The organism is Salinicola endophyticus, assembly GCF_040536835.1.
Lineage (GTDB): Bacteria > Pseudomonadota > Gammaproteobacteria > Pseudomonadales > Halomonadaceae > Salinicola > Salinicola endophyticus_A.
The window spans coordinates 3,577,026-3,593,459 of the sequence record NZ_CP159578.1; the positions used below are offsets into that span (position 1 = coordinate 3,577,026).

The 16,434-nt window shown below is 66.6% G+C and carries 12 protein-coding genes; 9 read left to right on the forward strand and 3 right to left on the reverse strand.

Annotated elements, in window-relative coordinates:
- The 9 genes from ABV408_RS16210 to ABV408_RS16250 all read left to right on the forward strand — a co-directional run bounded on the left by ABV408_RS16210 (position 1) and on the right by ABV408_RS16250 (position 11,378).
- On the forward strand, positions 1–1,599 hold the full coding sequence (locus ABV408_RS16210) for a peptide ABC transporter substrate-binding protein (RefSeq protein ID WP_353979919.1): 1,599 nt from the start codon (positions 1–3) through the stop codon (positions 1,597–1,599).
- Between the two features lie 31 nt (positions 1,600–1,630).
- Entirely contained in the window at positions 1,631–2,566 is a 936-nt protein-coding gene (locus tag ABV408_RS16215; protein ID WP_353979920.1) for a C40 family peptidase, read from the forward strand.
- Positions 2,567–2,812: 246 nt separating this feature from the next.
- Entirely contained in the window at positions 2,813–4,408 is a 1,596-nt protein-coding gene (locus ABV408_RS16220; RefSeq protein ID WP_353979921.1) for a peptide ABC transporter substrate-binding protein, read from the forward strand.
- Between the two features lie 79 nt (positions 4,409–4,487).
- Entirely contained in the window at positions 4,488–6,050 is a 1,563-nt protein-coding gene (locus ABV408_RS16225; protein ID WP_353979922.1) for a peptide ABC transporter substrate-binding protein, read from the forward strand.
- Between the two features lie 46 nt (positions 6,051–6,096).
- Complete coding sequence (gene oppB, locus ABV408_RS16230; protein WP_285950529.1) at positions 6,097–7,023, forward strand: oligopeptide ABC transporter permease OppB; 927 nt, start codon at positions 6,097–6,099, stop codon at positions 7,021–7,023.
- 70 nt (positions 7,024–7,093) lie between these two features.
- Entirely contained in the window at positions 7,094–8,065 is a 972-nt protein-coding gene (locus tag ABV408_RS16235; RefSeq protein WP_353979923.1) for an ABC transporter permease subunit, read from the forward strand.
- A 10-nt stretch (positions 8,066–8,075) separates the two neighbouring features.
- Complete coding sequence (locus ABV408_RS16240; RefSeq protein WP_353979924.1) at positions 8,076–9,677, forward strand: ABC transporter ATP-binding protein; 1,602 nt, start codon at positions 8,076–8,078, stop codon at positions 9,675–9,677.
- 217 nt (positions 9,678–9,894) lie between these two features.
- Positions 9,895–10,197 carry a hypothetical protein gene (locus tag ABV408_RS16245; RefSeq protein ID WP_353979925.1) on the forward strand — a complete coding sequence of 101 codons (303 nt, stop codon included), beginning with the start codon at positions 9,895–9,897 and terminating at the stop codon, positions 10,195–10,197.
- Between the two features lie 62 nt (positions 10,198–10,259).
- The gene (locus ABV408_RS16250; protein WP_353979926.1) at positions 10,260–11,378 is read left to right on the forward strand and encodes a porin; all 1,119 of its coding nucleotides are present in this window, start codon (positions 10,260–10,262) and stop codon (positions 11,376–11,378) included.
- Between the two features lie 217 nt (positions 11,379–11,595).
- On the opposite strand, the gene rpoD is transcribed toward ABV408_RS16250, so the two are convergent.
- From rpoD to rpsU, 3 genes are all read right to left on the reverse strand, one after another.
- Positions 11,596–13,458 (reverse strand): RNA polymerase sigma factor RpoD, encoded by a 1,863-nt coding sequence (rpoD, locus tag ABV408_RS16255; protein ID WP_353979927.1) that lies wholly within the window; start codon positions 13,456–13,458, stop codon positions 11,596–11,598.
- Positions 13,459–13,867: 409 nt separating this feature from the next.
- A complete protein-coding gene (gene dnaG, locus ABV408_RS16260) occupies positions 13,868–15,796 on the reverse strand; it encodes a DNA primase (RefSeq protein ID WP_353979928.1) in 1,929 nt (642 codons plus the stop codon).
- A 240-nt stretch (positions 15,797–16,036) separates the two neighbouring features.
- Positions 16,037–16,252 (reverse strand): 30S ribosomal protein S21, encoded by a 216-nt coding sequence (rpsU, locus tag ABV408_RS16265; RefSeq protein WP_081919436.1) that lies wholly within the window; start codon positions 16,250–16,252, stop codon positions 16,037–16,039.
- Positions 16,253–16,434 lie beyond the last annotated feature (182 nt).

The following is a 16,434-nucleotide window of genomic DNA, read 5'->3' on the forward strand; positions in this document are numbered from 1 at the left end:
ATGCCCTTCCCCGCTCTTCCCCGCGGCTTCTACGCCGTCAGTGCCCTCGCGCTCGCCATCGGCAGCCTCGCCGCCCCGGCCCAGGCCGAGACGCTCAATATCGGTGTCATCGGTGAGCTCGCCTCCTTCGATACCTCGCAGGTCTCCGGCGGCACCTGGGAGTCGGACATTCTGATGGATGTCTTCGAAGGTCTGGTCAAGCAGTCGGCCGATGGCGAAGTGCTGCCGGGCATGGCAACGCGCTGGGAGGTCTCCGATGACGGCAGGACCTATACCTTCCATCTGCGTGACAACGCCAAGTGGTCGGACGGCGAGCCGGTCACCGCCGAGGACTTCGTGTTCGGCTGGCAGCACCTGCTGGCGCCCAAGAACGCCTCCAAGTACGCCTATATGCTCTACCCGATCGCCAACGCCGAGGCGATCAACACCGGCAAGCAGCCGGCCGAGAGCCTGGGCGCTAAATCGCTGGATGATGGCAAGACCCTCGAGGTGACGCTCAACCAGGCCACACCCTATTTCCTGCAACTGCTGACCCACTACACCGCCTATCCGGTGCCCAAGCATCTGGTCGACAAGTACGGTCGCGACTGGGTCAAGATGGACCATATCGCCACCAATGGCGCCTTCCATCCGGTGCAGTGGGTGTCGCAGTCACGCATCAGCGTCGAGAAGAGCTCGACCTACTACGCTGCCGACGAAGTCGCACTGGATGGCGTCAACTACTACACCACCGAGGATCGCAACGCCGGCATCTCGCGTTTCCGCGCCGGCGAGCTGGACGTGCTGCGCGAATATCCCTCCAGCCGCTACCAGTGGCTCAAGGAGAACCTGCCCAAGGCCACCCACATGGGGCCCTACCTCGGTAACTATTACTACGTATTCAACATGCGCGACGGCCGGCCGACCGCAGATCCGAAGGTAAGGGAAGCGCTCAATCTGGCCATTCGCCGCGAGGTTCTGGCCAAGCAGATCATGGCCGGCACCTTTCTGCCCGCCTTCGCCTTCGTGCCGCCTGGGGTCAGCCACTATCAGCATCAGCCGGTACCGTTCAAGGAAATGTCGATCGACGAACGCATGGCCAAGGCCAAGGCGCTGCTCGAAGAGGCCGGCTACGGCCCCGACCATCCGCTGACACTGCGGCTGCGCTACAACACCAGCGACGAGCACAAGAAGATCGCCATCGCCGTGGCGGCGATGTGGAAGCCGCTCGGCGTCGACGTGCAGATGCAACAGGCCGAGGCCACCGTCCACTATCAGTCCATCGCCCAGGGCGACTTCGATGTCGCCCGCGCCGCATGGGTCGCCGACTACAACGACGCCGAGAACTTCCTCACCCTGCTGCATACCGGGGTAGGCAACAACTATGGCGCCTACTCCAACCCCACCTACGACAAGCTGATGGATCAGGCGGCGCAGACCCTGGATCTGGATGCGCGCGAGACACTGCTCGAAAAGGCAGAACAGACCGCCATGGACGACAACGCCGTCGCCCCGCTGCTGTTCTACGTCACACGCAATCTGGTCAATCCCGAACTCCAGGGCTGGCAGGACAACGCGATGGACAACCATCCGTCGCGCTGGGTGAGCTTCAAGGACTGAGCGCACGCGCGCCGAATCGGGGGAACCGAGCATGCCGCGTATCGCTGTCTCCGTCGCCGGCCTGTGGCGCTCGCCGCAGGCGCCCCGCACCCTCGATGCCCCGGCGCTGGCGGCGCCGGTCCAGCTCGAGCGCTGGCTGGCGGCACTCGATGACGACACCCGCCTGACGCTGTGCCGCGACAAGCTGCTGGTCAGCCAGGTGCTGTTCGATACCCCGGTGCAAGTGCTCGAGCGCGCCACCGACGCCGCTGGCCGCGAGTGGTGCCGGGTGGTGGTGCCGAGCCAGACGAGCGCCCTCGATCCGCGCGGCTACCCCGGCTGGCTGCCGGCGGCGCAGCTCGCCGAGGACGTCGACGAGGCAGAGGGTGGCGTCGAGGGCGAGGTGGTGGTCACGGCGCCACGCACGGAGCTGGTGGTGACGTCACCGCAACGCGGCCGACCCGAGGCCGACCGGCTGGCACTGAGCTTTATGACCCGGCTGCGTCGGCTGGCCGTGACGCCGACACACGTCGAGGTGATCTCGCCGCTGGGCCGCGGCTGGCTGCCACGCAACAGCGTACGGCTGGCGGAGACCCCGCTGCCCGCGGACGCCGCCACCCTGACCCGACTGGGCCGCCACTTCGAGGGGCTGCGCTATCTGTGGGCGGGCAATTCGAGCTTCGGCTATGACTGCTCGGGGCTGGTGCACAGCCTGTTCGCGGCGGTCGGGATCGCGCTGCCGCGGGACGCCGGCGATCAGCTCGCCAGCGGCACACCGGTCGCCCTGGAGGCGCGCCGCGCCGGCGATCTGCTCTACTTCGAGAAGCCGGGTGCCAGCGGGCGCCTGGTGGTCGACCACGTGGGGCTCTATCTGGGTGACGACACCCTGCTCCACGCGCCGACTAACAACGCCCGCGTCGAGCGCCGCCGGCTCAGCGGCAGCCACTACGCCGAGCAATTGTGTGCGGTACGCCGCCACCTCGGCTGAGTGCGCCGCCGCAAGCAGACCCCGGAGAGCCCTCAGCGCTGTATGTATAGAGAGCCCTCAGCGCGATAGAGAGCCCTCAGCGCGATAGAGAGCCCTCAGCGCTGTATCGATAGAGAGCCTCAGCGCTATCGAGTGCCGGCATCTCCGGGATGACATAGGATCGAGACGGGTAGGACGTCCATGCAACGCGCCCGGGCGGCGCAGCCCCGAACGCTGCGCCTCGCATAACAACACAAGGACTCGATCATGTTCGATTCACGCACACGCCGTCTCACGGCCCGCTGTCTCCCCTTGCTGCTGGGGGCGCTGTCGCTCTCCGCCCCGGCCGCGGCGGCGACGCTGGCCATCGGCATCCAGGGCGAGCCCGCCTCGCTGGACAGCGCGCGCATCGGTGGCACCACCTGGGAGAACGACGTACTGGGCGATCTGTTCGAAGGGCTGGTCACCCTCGACCCCGACGGGCGCTACGTGCCCGGCGTCGCCCGCAGCTGGGAGGTCAGCGACGACGGCAAGACCTACACCTTTCATCTGCGCGACGACGCCGACTGGTCGGACGGCCAGCCGGTGGTGGCGGCGGATTTCGTGCTCGCCTTCCAGCGTCTGTTCGACCCGGCCAACGGCGCCGTCTACGCCAATCTGTTCTACCTCATCCGCGGCGCCGAGGCGCACACCAAGGGCGTAGCCGACGCGCCAGCGCTGGGCGTCGTCGCACTCGACGCCAAGACGCTCCAGATCACGCTAGAGCGCCCCACGCCCTACTTCACCACGCTGCTGGCGCACATCGCCGCCGCGCCGGTACCGTCACACGTGGTCACGCGCTACGGCGATGCCTGGACCCAAATGGACCATATCGTCACCAACGGCGCTTTCACCCCCACCTCGTGGGTCTCCCACGACCATATCGCAGCGCGCAAGAACCCCGAGTTCCATGCTGCCGCCGAAGTCACCCTCGACGGGGTCGACTACTACCCGGTGGAAGATCGCAGCGCCGCGCTGCAGCGCTTCCGCGCCGGGGGCCTGGATATCGTCCGCGACTTCTCGCCGGACCGCTATCAGTGGCTGCAAGACAACCTGCCCGACGCCGTCCACCTGGCACCGCAGCTGGCCAACTACTACTTCGCGCTCAACCAGCGCCAGGGCCACCCCACCGCCGACAAGCGCGTGCGCGAGGCGCTCAATCTGGCCATCCGCCGCGAGGTGATCGCCAAGCAGATCATGGGCGGGGTGGTCGCGCCGGCCAGCGGCTTCGTGCCCGGCGGCGTCGCCCACTACGACGCCCAGCGCATGCCCGGCCTGGATCGGTCGATGGATGAGCGGATTGCCCAGGCCAAGCGCCTGCTCGAAGACGCCGGCTACGGTCCCGAGCACCCCCTGGAGCTGACCCTGCGCTACTCCACCACCGAAGCCAACAAGCGCATCGCCGTAGCACTGGCGGCGATGTGGCAACCGCTGGGGGTGAAGACACAGCTGATCAACGCCGAGGGCGCGGTCCACTATGCCGAGCTGGCCAACGGCAACTTCGACGTGGGCCGTGCCAGCTGGGTCGCCGATTTCGACGACGCCAGCAACTTCCTCGGCATCCTGCAGAGCAATGCGCCCAAGAACTACGGCGGCTATCGCAGCCCGGCGTTCGACGCGCTGATGCGCGCGGCCAGCCGGGAGACCGACGCCGACGCCCGCCAGCAGCTGCTCGAGCAGGCCGAGCGCCAGGCCCTGGGCGACTACGCCATGGCGCCGATCTATGTCGACGTCTCGCGCAACCTGGTCGCCCCCGACCTCTCGGGCTGGCAGGACAACGCGCTCAACCGCCATCTGTCGCGCTGGCTTTCCCGCGACGACTGACACTCACCCCGCCGCCGGAGAACGATGATCCGCGCGGCGGCCCAACAAGAACGCCAAGACGATGCTTTCACGACAGCTCATGGCCGCCCTCGGCGGACTCGCGCTCGGCGCCCTGGCCAGCTCGGCCCAGGCCTTCAGCGTCAATATCGCCAACGGTGCCGAGCCGGGCACCCTCGACCCGCAGAAGACCAGCGGCAACTGGGAAACGCGCATCACCCGCGCGCTGTTCGAGGGGCTGGTCACCTATGCCGCCGACGGCAGCCTGGTACCGGGGTTGGCCGAGCGCTGGGAGATCAGCGCCGACGGCAAGACCTACACCTTTCACCTGCGCGACGCCGAATGGTCGGATGGTGAACCGATCACCGCCGAAGACGCGGCGTTCGCCCTGCGCCGGGTACTCGAGCCGGCGGTCGCCAATCACAACGCCAATCTCTACTACCCCATCGTCGGTGCGCGGGCGATCAACGTAGGCGAGGCCGCCCCGGCAAGCCTGGGCGTGGAGACGCCGGACGCGCACACCCTGAAGATTCACCTGACCCAGCCCACCGCCTGGTTCCTGCAGGCGCTGGCGATGACCGAAGCGGCGCCGCTGCCGGCACACGCCATCGAGGCCGCCGGCGAGCACTGGGTCGAGCCGGGCAAGACGGTCTCCAGCGGCGCCTTCACCCTGAGCGAGTGGCAGCCCCAGGCGCGCATCGTGATCGCCAAGAACCCACACTTCCACGCTGCCCAGGACGTCGCCCTGGACCAGGCCACCTTCTACCCGATCGACGACGCCGGCTCAGCGCTCAACCGTTTCCGCACCGGCGAGATGGATATCGCCTACTCCAGCGTGCCGTCGTCGCGCTTCGTCTGGGCCAAGCAGAATCTGGCGGACGCGCTGCGCGTGGGTCCGCTGACGGCGGAGTACTTCTACATGTTCAACCTGCGCGACGGCCAGCCGCTGGCCGACCGTCGCGTACGCGAAGCGCTCAACCTGGCGGTACGCCGCGAGGTGATCACCGGCCAGATCCTGGGCCAGGGGCAGACGCCTTCGACCTGGTTCGTGCCGCGCGGCACCGCCAACGCGCCCGGCGGCCAGATGGCCTTCGCCGACATGCCGATGGAGGCGCGCCTGACCCGCGCCCGGCAGTTGATGAAAGCGGCCGGCTACGGCCCCGAGCATCCGCTGCGGCTGACGCTCAACTACAACACCCTCGAGGATCACAAGAAGATCGCGGTGGCGGTGGCGGCGATGTGGAAGCCGCTGGGGGTCGAGGTCGCGCTGGTCAACTCGGAGGCGGCGGTGCACTACGCCACCATCCGCCAGGGCAAGTTCGAGGTCGCCCGCTACGGCATGGTGGCGACGATCAACGACCCGTTCGATTTCCTCGGCTCCTACGCCGACGACGGCTCGGCCAGCCGCGCCAGCGGCTATCACGACGCCGAGTATGACGCCCTGGTGGCCAGGAGCACCGGCGAGCTCGACCCGGCGACGCGCCAGCGCACCCTGACCCAGGCCCAGCAGCGGCTGCTCGACGACTACGCCCTGCTGCCGCTCTACGACTACGTTTCCGTGCATCTGGTCTCACCCAGGCTCGACGGCTGGCAGAGCAACCCGATGGATGTCCACCCGCTGCGTTATCTGGAGGAGCGCGACTGATGATCGATGCCCAGACCCCGCCGTGCGCGCCGCGAGGTGCACCGGTATGTTGAGTTACACCCTCAAGCGGCTGCTGATGGCGATCCCCACGCTGCTGATCGTGATCACCATCTCGTTCTTCCTGATGCGGGTGGCCCCGGGCGGGCCGTTCGACGGCGAGCGCCAGCTGCCGCCGGAGATCGAGGCCAACCTCAAGGCGGCCTACCACCTCGACGAGCCGCTGCCGATGCAGTATCTGCGCTACATGGGCAATCTGCTCGAAGGCGATTTCGGCCCCTCGTTCAAGTACAAGGACTTCAGCGTCACCGAGCTGATCATGCAGGGCTTCCCGGTGAGCCTGGAGATCGGCGGGCTGGCGATCCTGCTGGCCTTGATGATCGGCCTGCCGCTGGGGATCGCCGCGGCGATCAGGCGCAACTCCACCGTCGACTACCTGGTGATGGGCACGGCGCTGACCGGCATTGCGGTGCCCAATTTCGTCATCGCGCCGATCTTCGCCCTGGTCTTCGGCGTGCTGCTGGCGTGGCTGCCGGCCGGCGGCTGGAACGGCGGCGCCTGGCCCAACCTGGTGCTGCCGGTGGTGGCGCTGTCGATCCAGCAGATCGCCTACATCGCCCGCATGATGCGCGCCAGCATGATCGAGACCCTGGGCAGCCACTTCATCCGCACTGCCCGCGCCAAGGGGCTCTCCGAACGCGAGGTGATCTGGCGCCACGCCATCCGCCCGGCGATGCTGCCGGTGGTCTCCTACCTCGGCCCGGCGATCGCCGGGATCATCACCGGCTCGGTGGTGATCGAGCAGATCTTCGGCATCCCCGGCATCGGCCGCTACTTCGTGCAGGGGGCGCTCAACCGCGACTACACCCTGGTGATGGGCACCGTGGTCTTCTACGGCGTGCTGATCGTGCTGATGAACCTGATCGTCGATCTGCTCTATTCCGCGCTCGACCCGCAAATTCGTTACGACGACTGACTCATGCCCCTGTACGTCACAACCGACCCTTCACGCCCACCCCATCACCACAACCACAGGGAGGCCGCTAATGACATCCGACGCCAAGCCCTATAGCGGCGCGCAAGACAACGCCGCCCCGCTGCCCGCTGGCGGCCCCAACCCGCCGCCGGGCCCGGACCCCACGCCCGACCCGCGCGCCGCAGACGCCCCGGTGGGCGAAAGCCTGGCCAAGGATGCCTGGCGCCGGCTGACCCAGAACCGCGCGGCGATGGCCAGCCTCGGCCTGCTGATCGCCATCGTGGTGGTGTGCGTCGCTGGCCCCTGGTTCCTGCCCTGGGGCCTGGCCGAGGTCGACTGGAACGCCTTCGGCACCGGCCCGACGCTGGAGAACGCTCACTACCTGGGCACCGACGCCAACGGCCGCGACCTCTTGACCCGGGTGCTCTACGGCGGTCGTGTCTCGCTCTCGGTGGCGCTGGTGGCCTCGTTCGTCAGCCTGGTGATCGGGGTGCTCTACGGCGCCATCTCCGGCTATCTCGGCGGGCGGGTCGACAGCCTGATGATGCGCTTCGTCGACATCATGTACTCGCTGCCGTTCATGTTCCTGGTGATCCTGCTGATGGTGGTTTTCGGCCGCAATATCTTCCTGATCTACGCCGCCATCGGCGCAGTGGAGTGGCTCGACATGGCGCGCATCGTGCGCGGCCAGACCCTGGCCCTGAAGCGCCGCGAGTTCATCGAGGCGGCGCATGCGCTGGGCGTACGCGACAGCAAGATCGTCACCCGCCACCTCATCCCCAACGCCATCGGCCCGGTGATCGTCTACGTCACGTTGACCGTGCCCAAGGTGATCCTGCTCGAGAGCTTCCTGTCGTTTCTGGGGCTCGGCGTGCAGGAGCCGCTGACCAGCTGGGGGGTACTGATCTCCGAAGGCGTCGACATGATGGAGAGCGCCCCGTGGATGCTGCTGGTGCCGTCGTTCTTCCTCGCGGCCACGCTGTTCTGTCTCAACTTCCTGGGCGATGGGCTGCGGGATGCCCTCGACCCCAAGACCCGCTGAGGACGATCCGATGACGCAATCACTACTGGAAATCGACAAGCTCAGCGTGACCTTCCAACTCCCCACCGGCGCGGTGACGGCGGTCAAGGAGGTCAGCTTGCGCATCGCCGAGGGCGAGACCCTGGCGCTGGTGGGCGAATCGGGCTCGGGCAAGTCGGTCACCTCGACCGCCACCCTGCGCCTGCTGCCGGAGCTGGCCCAGACCCAGGGCGCGATCCGCTTCGACGGCGAGGATCTGCTCGCGGTCACGCCCCGGCGCATGCGCCGCATCCGCGGCAACGACATCTCGATGATCTTTCAGGAGCCGATGACCTCGCTCAACCCGCTGCACCGGGTCGGGCGCCAGATCGGCGAGGTGCTGACCAAACACAAGGGCCTGCACGGCAGCGCCAAGCGCCGCCGCGTGCTCGACCTGCTCGAGCAGGTCGGCATTCCCGAACCCGAGCGGCGCATCGACAGCTACCCCTACGAGCTCTCCGGCGGCCAGCGCCAGCGCGTGATGATTGCCATGGCGCTGGCCTGCGAACCGCGCCTGCTGATCGCCGACGAGCCGACCACCGCCCTCGACGTGACGGTCCAGGCGCAGATTCTGGACCTGCTCAAGTCGCTGCAGGCCCGGTACGGCATGGCGATCCTGTTCATCACCCACGATCTGAGCATCGTGCGCCACTTCGCCGACAAGGTGTGCGTGATGCGCTACGGCGAGGTGGTCGAGAGCGGCCCCACCCAGGCGGTGTTCGACGCCCCGAGCCACGACTACACGCGCATGCTGCTCGACGCCATCCCGCGCGGGCGCAAGACGCCCGCCCCGGCAGATTCGCCGGTGCTGTTGAGCGCGCGCGACCTCAAGGTGCGCTTCGCGCTCAAGAAGCGCCTGTTCGGCAAGAGCGACTACTTCGAAGCGGTGCGCGGCATCGACCTCAGCATCCGCCGCGGCGAGACCCTGGGCATCGTCGGCGAGTCCGGCTCGGGCAAGTCGACCCTGGGCCGGGCACTACTGCGGCTGCTCAAGTCCGAGGGCGATATCCACCTCGGCGAGACCGACCTCTCGGCGCTGGACAAGTCTGGGATGCGTCCGCTGCGCTCGCGCCTCCAGGTGGTCTTCCAGGACCCCTTCGGCTCGCTGTCGCCGCGCATGACCGTCGGCGACATCATCAGCGAAGGGCTCAAGGTGCACCACCCGGAGATGAACCGCCGCCAGCGCGAGGCCGAAGTGATCGCCGCCCTCGAGGAGGTCGCCCTCGACCCGGGAATGCGCAATCGCTACCCCCACGAGTTCTCCGGCGGCCAGCGCCAGCGCATCGCCATTGCCCGCGCGCTGATCCTCAAGCCCGAACTCCTGCTGCTGGACGAGCCGACCTCGGCGCTGGACCGCTCGGTGCAGGTACGGGTGATCGACCTGCTGCGCAATCTGCAGCAAAAGTACGGCCTCACCTACCTGTTCATCAGCCACGACCTCTCGGTGGTGCGCGCACTCTCCGACGACGTGCTGGTGATGAAGGAGGGGCAAGTGATCGAGCAGGGCCCGACGGAGCAGCTCTTCTCCGCCCCCCGCGAGGCCTACACCCAGGCACTGATCAAGGCCGCCTTCCTCGACGACGACGCGGCCTGAGATGACGCAGAGCGTCAGCGGCGGCGCCATCGGATAGGCGCCGCCGTTCGACCCGGGAGAGACACGCTGACAATAAACCACGGTTCGCACCGGATCTAATCGATCCCAGACACCTGACAACGACTTGGCCGCGCTTGCCCTGTGGCAGGCGCCACGGACAACTGCGGCCGAAAAACGGGGTTTTACCCCTTCATCCACTCCTTCAAGGGAGACATCCATGACCACCACACAAGGTCTTTTGAGCGCCGCCATCCTGGTGGCACTGGCGGGCTGCCAGAACACCCTGCCCTTCGGCGACGGCGCCGGCAGCTTCGAGCGCGCCAAGCTGGAAGGCAGCGCGCCGCCGGCGCTGGTCGCGCAATTTCATCAACTCGACAAGAACGGTGACGGCGTCATCGATCCGAGCGAGGCGCGCTCGGACGCCGATCTGATGGGCGCCTTCGGCACCGCCGACCGCGACGGCGATCGTCAGCTATCGCTCGAAGAGTTCCTCGACAGCCAGGCCACCGAGTCGCCCTGATCCGCCCCCTGCCATTTGAGAACCCATTTTTTCCTTCAATAATAAATAGGTAACGCTTCACCATGTACAACAAGACTCTCCTGGCGAGCCTCGTCGCCACCGGCACGCTGCTGGCCAGCCACTCGGCCCTCGCCCTGACGCTCTACGAGACAGCGCAGGACAAGCTCACCTTCAGCGGGCGTATCGCCGCCGGCAGCAGCTTCGTCGACGATACCCACGACGACCACGACCCGACCAACGCCGGTTCGCGCGTACGCCTGATCCACGAACACAACTTCGCTGATGGCTGGTCGTCGATCGCCCGCGCCGAGTGGGCCTTCGACCCCTTCTTCGAGGATGGCACCGACAACCACTACAAGCGCCTGCTCTATGCCGGTGTCAGCAACGATGACTACGGCACCATCCTGATCGGGAAGCAGTATTCGCTGTGGTACGACATGGTCGCCTACTGGACCGACTGGTTCTGGTACAACGGCGCCACCGCCCAGGGCAGCTTCAACGGCGCCTCCAGCGACGGCGGCTTCGACGGCAACGGCCGCCCCGACAACGCCATTTCCTATCAGAACCGCTTTGGCGACTGGACCCTGGGGGTGCTCTACCAGACCTCGCGCAACGACGTGCCCCGCTCGGTGGGCTACAGCGGCAATCTGGTCGACCTTGAGCGCAAGTACACCGCCCAGGGTGCCGCGGTCTATCAGCCGAGCGACGACTGGGCGTTCGGTCTGACCTATACCCACAGCGAGATCGACGGCGAGCTCCAAGGCGGCAGCGACCGCGACGAGAACGTCGACGCCGGCCTGCTCGCGGCGCGCTGGACTCCGGGCAACTGGTATTTCGCGCTGACAGCCGGCGAATACCACAACCTGGTTCGCGACGGTGAGTTCAAGGGTGTCACCAACAGCGACGGCATCGTCGACGAGGCCCGCGGCTACGAGGGCGTGGCGCTCTACAACGTCAAGCAGCAGGTCCCCGGCACGGTGCAGCTCTACACCGGTTTCAACCGCCTCGAGGATCGCGACTCCGACGCGCGCAGCGCCTTCTATCTCGCCGGCGCGGCCTGGCTGCTGTTCGACGACAACCTGATCCTCGCCGTCGAGCGCAAGTTCGACGACTCGCGCCGGGCCGACGACGGCCATACCGGCCACGACGAGACCGATCTGCTGGTGCGCTACGACTTCTGAGCGACACCGGTTCCGGGAGCGGACGCGCCCACTGCACGATCGTTTGCCGCTGCCCCGCGCAGCGGCTTTTTCATGCGGCTCGTGTGGGCATCGGGTTCACGCCAGTGCGGTCTGTCAGCGCGACGCGTGGTACGAGCATGACCGCGCGCCGCGCCAACGAAAAAACCCCGGCAGCGCTGGGCTGCCGGGGTCGTCGAGGGGGCACGCAGCCCGGGTATTACTCGTCGAGGAACGAGCGCAGCGGCTCGGAGCGCGACGGATGACGCAGCTTGCGCAGCGCCTTGGCTTCGATCTGGCGGATACGCTCACGGGTGACGTCGAACTGCTTGCCGACCTCTTCCAGAGTATGGTCGGTATTCATGTCGATGCCGAAGCGCATGCGCAGCACCTTGGCCTCGCGCGCGGTGAGCCCACCGAGCACGTTGCGGGTGGCTTCGATCAGGCCTTCGCCGGTGGCGGAGTCGATCGGCAGCACCATGGTACTGTCCTCGATGAAGTCGCCCAGGTGCGAGTCCTCGTCGTCACCGATCGGAGTCTCCATGGAGATCGGCTCCTTGGCGATCTTGAGCACCTTGCGCACCTTGTCTTCCGGCATCTCCAGACGCTCGCCCAGCTCTTCCGGCGTCGGCTCGCGGCCCATCTCCTGGAGCATCTGGCGCGAGACCCGGTTGAGCTTGTTGATCGTCTCGATCATGTGCACCGGGATACGGATGGTGCGCGCCTGATCGGCGATCGAGCGGGTGATTGCCTGACGAATCCACCAGGTGGCGTAGGTCGAGAACTTGTAGCCGCGGCGATATTCGAACTTGTCCACCGCCTTCATCAGGCCGATGTTGCCCTCCTGGATCAGGTCCAGGAACTGCAGCCCGCGGTTGGTGTACTTCTTGGCGATCGAGATGACCAGACGCAGGTTGGCCTCGACCATCTCCTTCTTGGCCCGGCGAGCCTTGGCCTCGCCGATCGAGAGGCGACGATTGACCTCCTTGAGCTGGCTCACCTGCAGCTGGACCATCTCCTCCTCGAAGCCGATCTTGCGCTGGGCGCGCTGAACATCGCCACGGAACGGCGTGAGCCGATCGGCATACTTGGCGTGCTTGGCCACGAACTCGTCGAACCAGGCATCGCTGGCTTCATTGCCGAGGAAGGCGCTGATGAACGTCTTGCGCGGCACCTTACCCTGCTTGACGAACACCTGCATGATCGCCTTTTCCTGCTCGCGCACCTGCTCCACGCTGATGCGCACCTGGCCTACCAGGCGCTCGAAATGCTTGGGCGAGAGCTTGATCGGCGAGAACAGCTCGGCCAGACGCGCCAGCTCGGCCTTGGCCACATCGGCATCGAAGCCGTGCTTGGCCACCGCCGCCTTGGCGGCCTCGTTCTGCTGGCGGATCTGCTCGAAGCGTACGCGAGCCTCTTCGGGATCGGGGCCGCCTTCGCTGGAGTTGTCGTCGCTGTCTTCTTCGTCTTCTTTGTCTTCATCGTCCTCGTCGTCGTCGTCACTCGCGGCGAGGCTGCTCTCTTCCACTTCCGGCATCTCGACCTCGGCGACGCCGGGGATGCCCTCGTCGGGGTCGATGAAACCGGAGAAGAGATCGGAGAGGCGGCCCGGGGCCTCCTCGTCCTGGGTCTGATCGTAGGCGGCAAGGATGGAGTCGACCGCGCCCGGCAGATAGGCCAGCGACGACATCACTTCGCGCAGGCCCTCCTCGATGCGCTTGGCGATCTCGATCTCGCCTTCCCGCGTCAGCAGTTCCACCGTCCCCATCTCGCGCATGTACATGCGCACCGGGTCGGTGGTCCGTCCGACATCGCTCTCCACCGCCGCCAGGGCCGCGACCGCTTCCTCCGCCGCCGACTCGTCGGTGGAGTTGTCGGACATCATGAGGGTGTCTTCGTCAGGCGCTTCCTCGACGACGTTGATCCCCATGTCATTGATCATGGAGATGATGTCTTCCACCTGATCGGGATCGGCGATATCTTCGGGGAGGTGATCGTTGACCTCGGCATAGGTCAGGAAGCCCTGCTCCTTGCCGCGTGCGATCAGCTCCTTCAAACGTGACTGCTGTGCGTGTCCAGCCATAGAAACCCTACTCGACGAAGAAGAATGAAGCACCTGGGGTGACAGCGCGACGCCCCAAAAGCCTGCTAGTATAGCGCGTACCGGCATTTTGCTGCCAGTATCTGTTTGCCTTGTCTGCCAGGTGTGCTAGTGTGTTTGGTTACCCTATTTGGAGGCTTTCGCCGCCATTTCAACCGCTTCGAGGCTCCTGCCGCGGTTCTTCACGCTTCCCTGTCGTATTCTATTCTGTGTGCTTTATCGTTGCTGCCCGTGGGCGCGACCTGCCTGCTATATCGACCTGTCTCTCTCAATTTATAGTCATCTCGATTTATAGACCTATCGATATAACCTGTCGCATGCGCCGACGCACGGATGAGGCCGCCCGGCAGGCATACCCCCTTGTCACGCCCATCGGGCCATGCCGATCCCGTCATGCCGAGCCGCCGGCGGCGAGCATGCCGATCAGCTCGCGCAGACGCTGCTTCTCCTCGGCGCTCAGCGCGCCGGGCTGGCGACTCTTCGCCAGCAGCTGCTGATACTCCTGGGCCGGCGTCAGGCGCTCGCTCTGGCGCTCGAGATGGCGCACCCAGTTGGCCAGCTCGCTGGCCCTGACCTCGCGCGGAATCGCCATCTCGCGCCGCGCCAGCTGATCCAACCGCTCCCCTTCGGGGGTGCCGTGGAAATGCGCCAGCAGCACCTGCGGGCTGCGGTAGCGACCGGCCCGCAGCAACTTGACCACCTCGCGGCATAGACGCCCGTCGGGCTCCGCCTCGGAGCACCAGTCGAGACGCTCCGGCAGCGTCTCGGCCAGCCCCGGCTCGTGCAGCAGCAGCTGCACGATACGCGCCGGCCAGCTCAGGGACAGCGTAGCAGTTCCGCTACGCGCCGCCGCCAGCCCGCGTCGGGGGCCGCCGGTGCCGGCGCGGCTTTCTCCATACCCGGGCCCAGCGCCATATTCGGCCATGGGCGCCGACTCGACCTCGCCGGAGGTCGCCATCATCGCCTCGAACCCGTCGTCGCCGGCCTCCGCCGTCGGCCGCGGCACGGGCGGCGCATGGGTCGCCAGCCAGTCGCTGAACTGCGAGGTTTCGATACCGCTGCGCGACGAGAGTTCCTTGAGCAGCAGCGACTTCAACACCCCGTCGGGCAGCTGCTTCAACGCTTCCAGCACGGCGCTGACGAAACGCTCACGCCCCTCGACCTGCTTGAGATCGTGGCCCTCTGCAGCCTGCTCGAACAGGAACTCGGACAGCGGACTGGCGCAGGTGACGCGATTCTCGAACGCCTCGCGCCCCTCCTGGCGCACCAGGGTATCCGGGTCCTCGCCCTCGGGCAGAAACAGGAAGCGCACCTGGCGGCCATCGATCATCGACGGCAGCGCCGTGGTCAACGAGCGCCGCGCCGCCTGACGCCCGGCGTTGTCACCGTCGAAGCAGAACACCACCTCGTCGACCAGCCGGAACAGCCGCTGCAGATGGTCCGCGGTGAGCGCGGTGCCCAGGGTGGCGCAGGCATTACGAATGCCGAACTGGGCCAGCGCCACCACGTCCATGTAGCCCTCGACCACCAGCACCCGGGAGAGCTGGCGATTGGCCTGACGCGCTTCGAAGAGCCCGTAGAGCTCGCGCCCCTTGTGGAAGACCGGCGTCTCCGGCGAGTTGAGATACTTGGGCTTGGCATCGCCCAGCACGCGTCCGCCGAAGGCGATGGTGCGGCCTTTCCAGTCGCGGATCGGGAACATCACCCGATCGCGAAAGCGGTCGTAGGTGCGTCCGGTCTCCTCACGATGGACCAGCAGGCCGTACTCGACCTGCACCGCCTCGCTGATGCCCTGGGCACTCAGATAGCGCTTGAGTGCTTCCCACTCGTCCTCGGCGTAGCCGATGCCGAAGTCGCGGATCACCTCCTGGCTCAGGCCGCGCCGCTCGAGATAGGCGCGCGCCGTCTTGCCCTGCCCCAGCGCCAGCCGCTCGCGGAAGAAGCGCGAGGCGAGCTCGAGCAGATTGACGCCCTCTTCGCGCTTCTGCTGGCGCTTGGCCGCGCCCGGGTCATCGCCGCCCTCGCGCTCCACCTGCATGCCGGCACGACCGGCCAGCTGCTCCACCGCCTCGGGGAAGCGCAGGTTGTCGTACTCCATCAGAAAACGCAGGGCGTTACCGTGCGCGCCGCAGCCGAAGCAGTGGTAGAACTGCTTGTCATGGCTGACCGTGAAGGAGGGCGAGTTCTCCTGATGGAAGGGGCAGAGACCGCTGTGGTTGCGCCCGCTCTTCTTGAGCTGCACGCGCTCGGAGACGACGTCGACGATATCGGTCCGCGCCAGCAGGTCATCGATGAAGCGCTGTGAAATCTGTCCGGCCATGGCGTCAAACGCTCTCGTTGCGCCGGCCGCGGGCGCCCGGCGCCGACGGCCACTGTCTCGGGAATGGGACAGTCGAGGAGAGAGGGTCTACGCAGCGGACGACGCTGCGCGTGGGCCGCGTCTTGCGGCCGCCGGCTGGGTAGACACCCTCCGGGGGCGAGGAACAAAAACAAACGGCCACCGAGGCGGCGGCCGTTTGGGCTATCCCTCTGGAGTGACTCACGTCACCCCCAGTACGGATCAATACAAGCGTTCGAAACGCTTACGCTCACGCTGGAGCTTCTTGGCGTGACGCTTCACGGCCGCGGCAGCTTTACGCTTGCGCACGGAAGTGGGCTTTTCGTAAGTTTCGCGACGGCGGACTTCAGACAGGATTCCGGCTTTTTCGCAGGAACGTTTGAAGCGACGCAGCGCGACGTCGAACGGCTCGTTATCACGTACTTTGACAGAAGGCATTAAGCACTCACCTACCTTGGGAATTGAGTTCGGTTTGAACGCACGCCCATGATGATCCGAGGGGATTCAGACGGCGCTACGGCTCACCCTGAGGGCGTGCCGCGTCGCAATCCCGGATCCGCCTCTTGCGCGGTATCGCACCGAAAAATCCGGTTCGACGACCGCTCGAGGGGCGTTAGAGC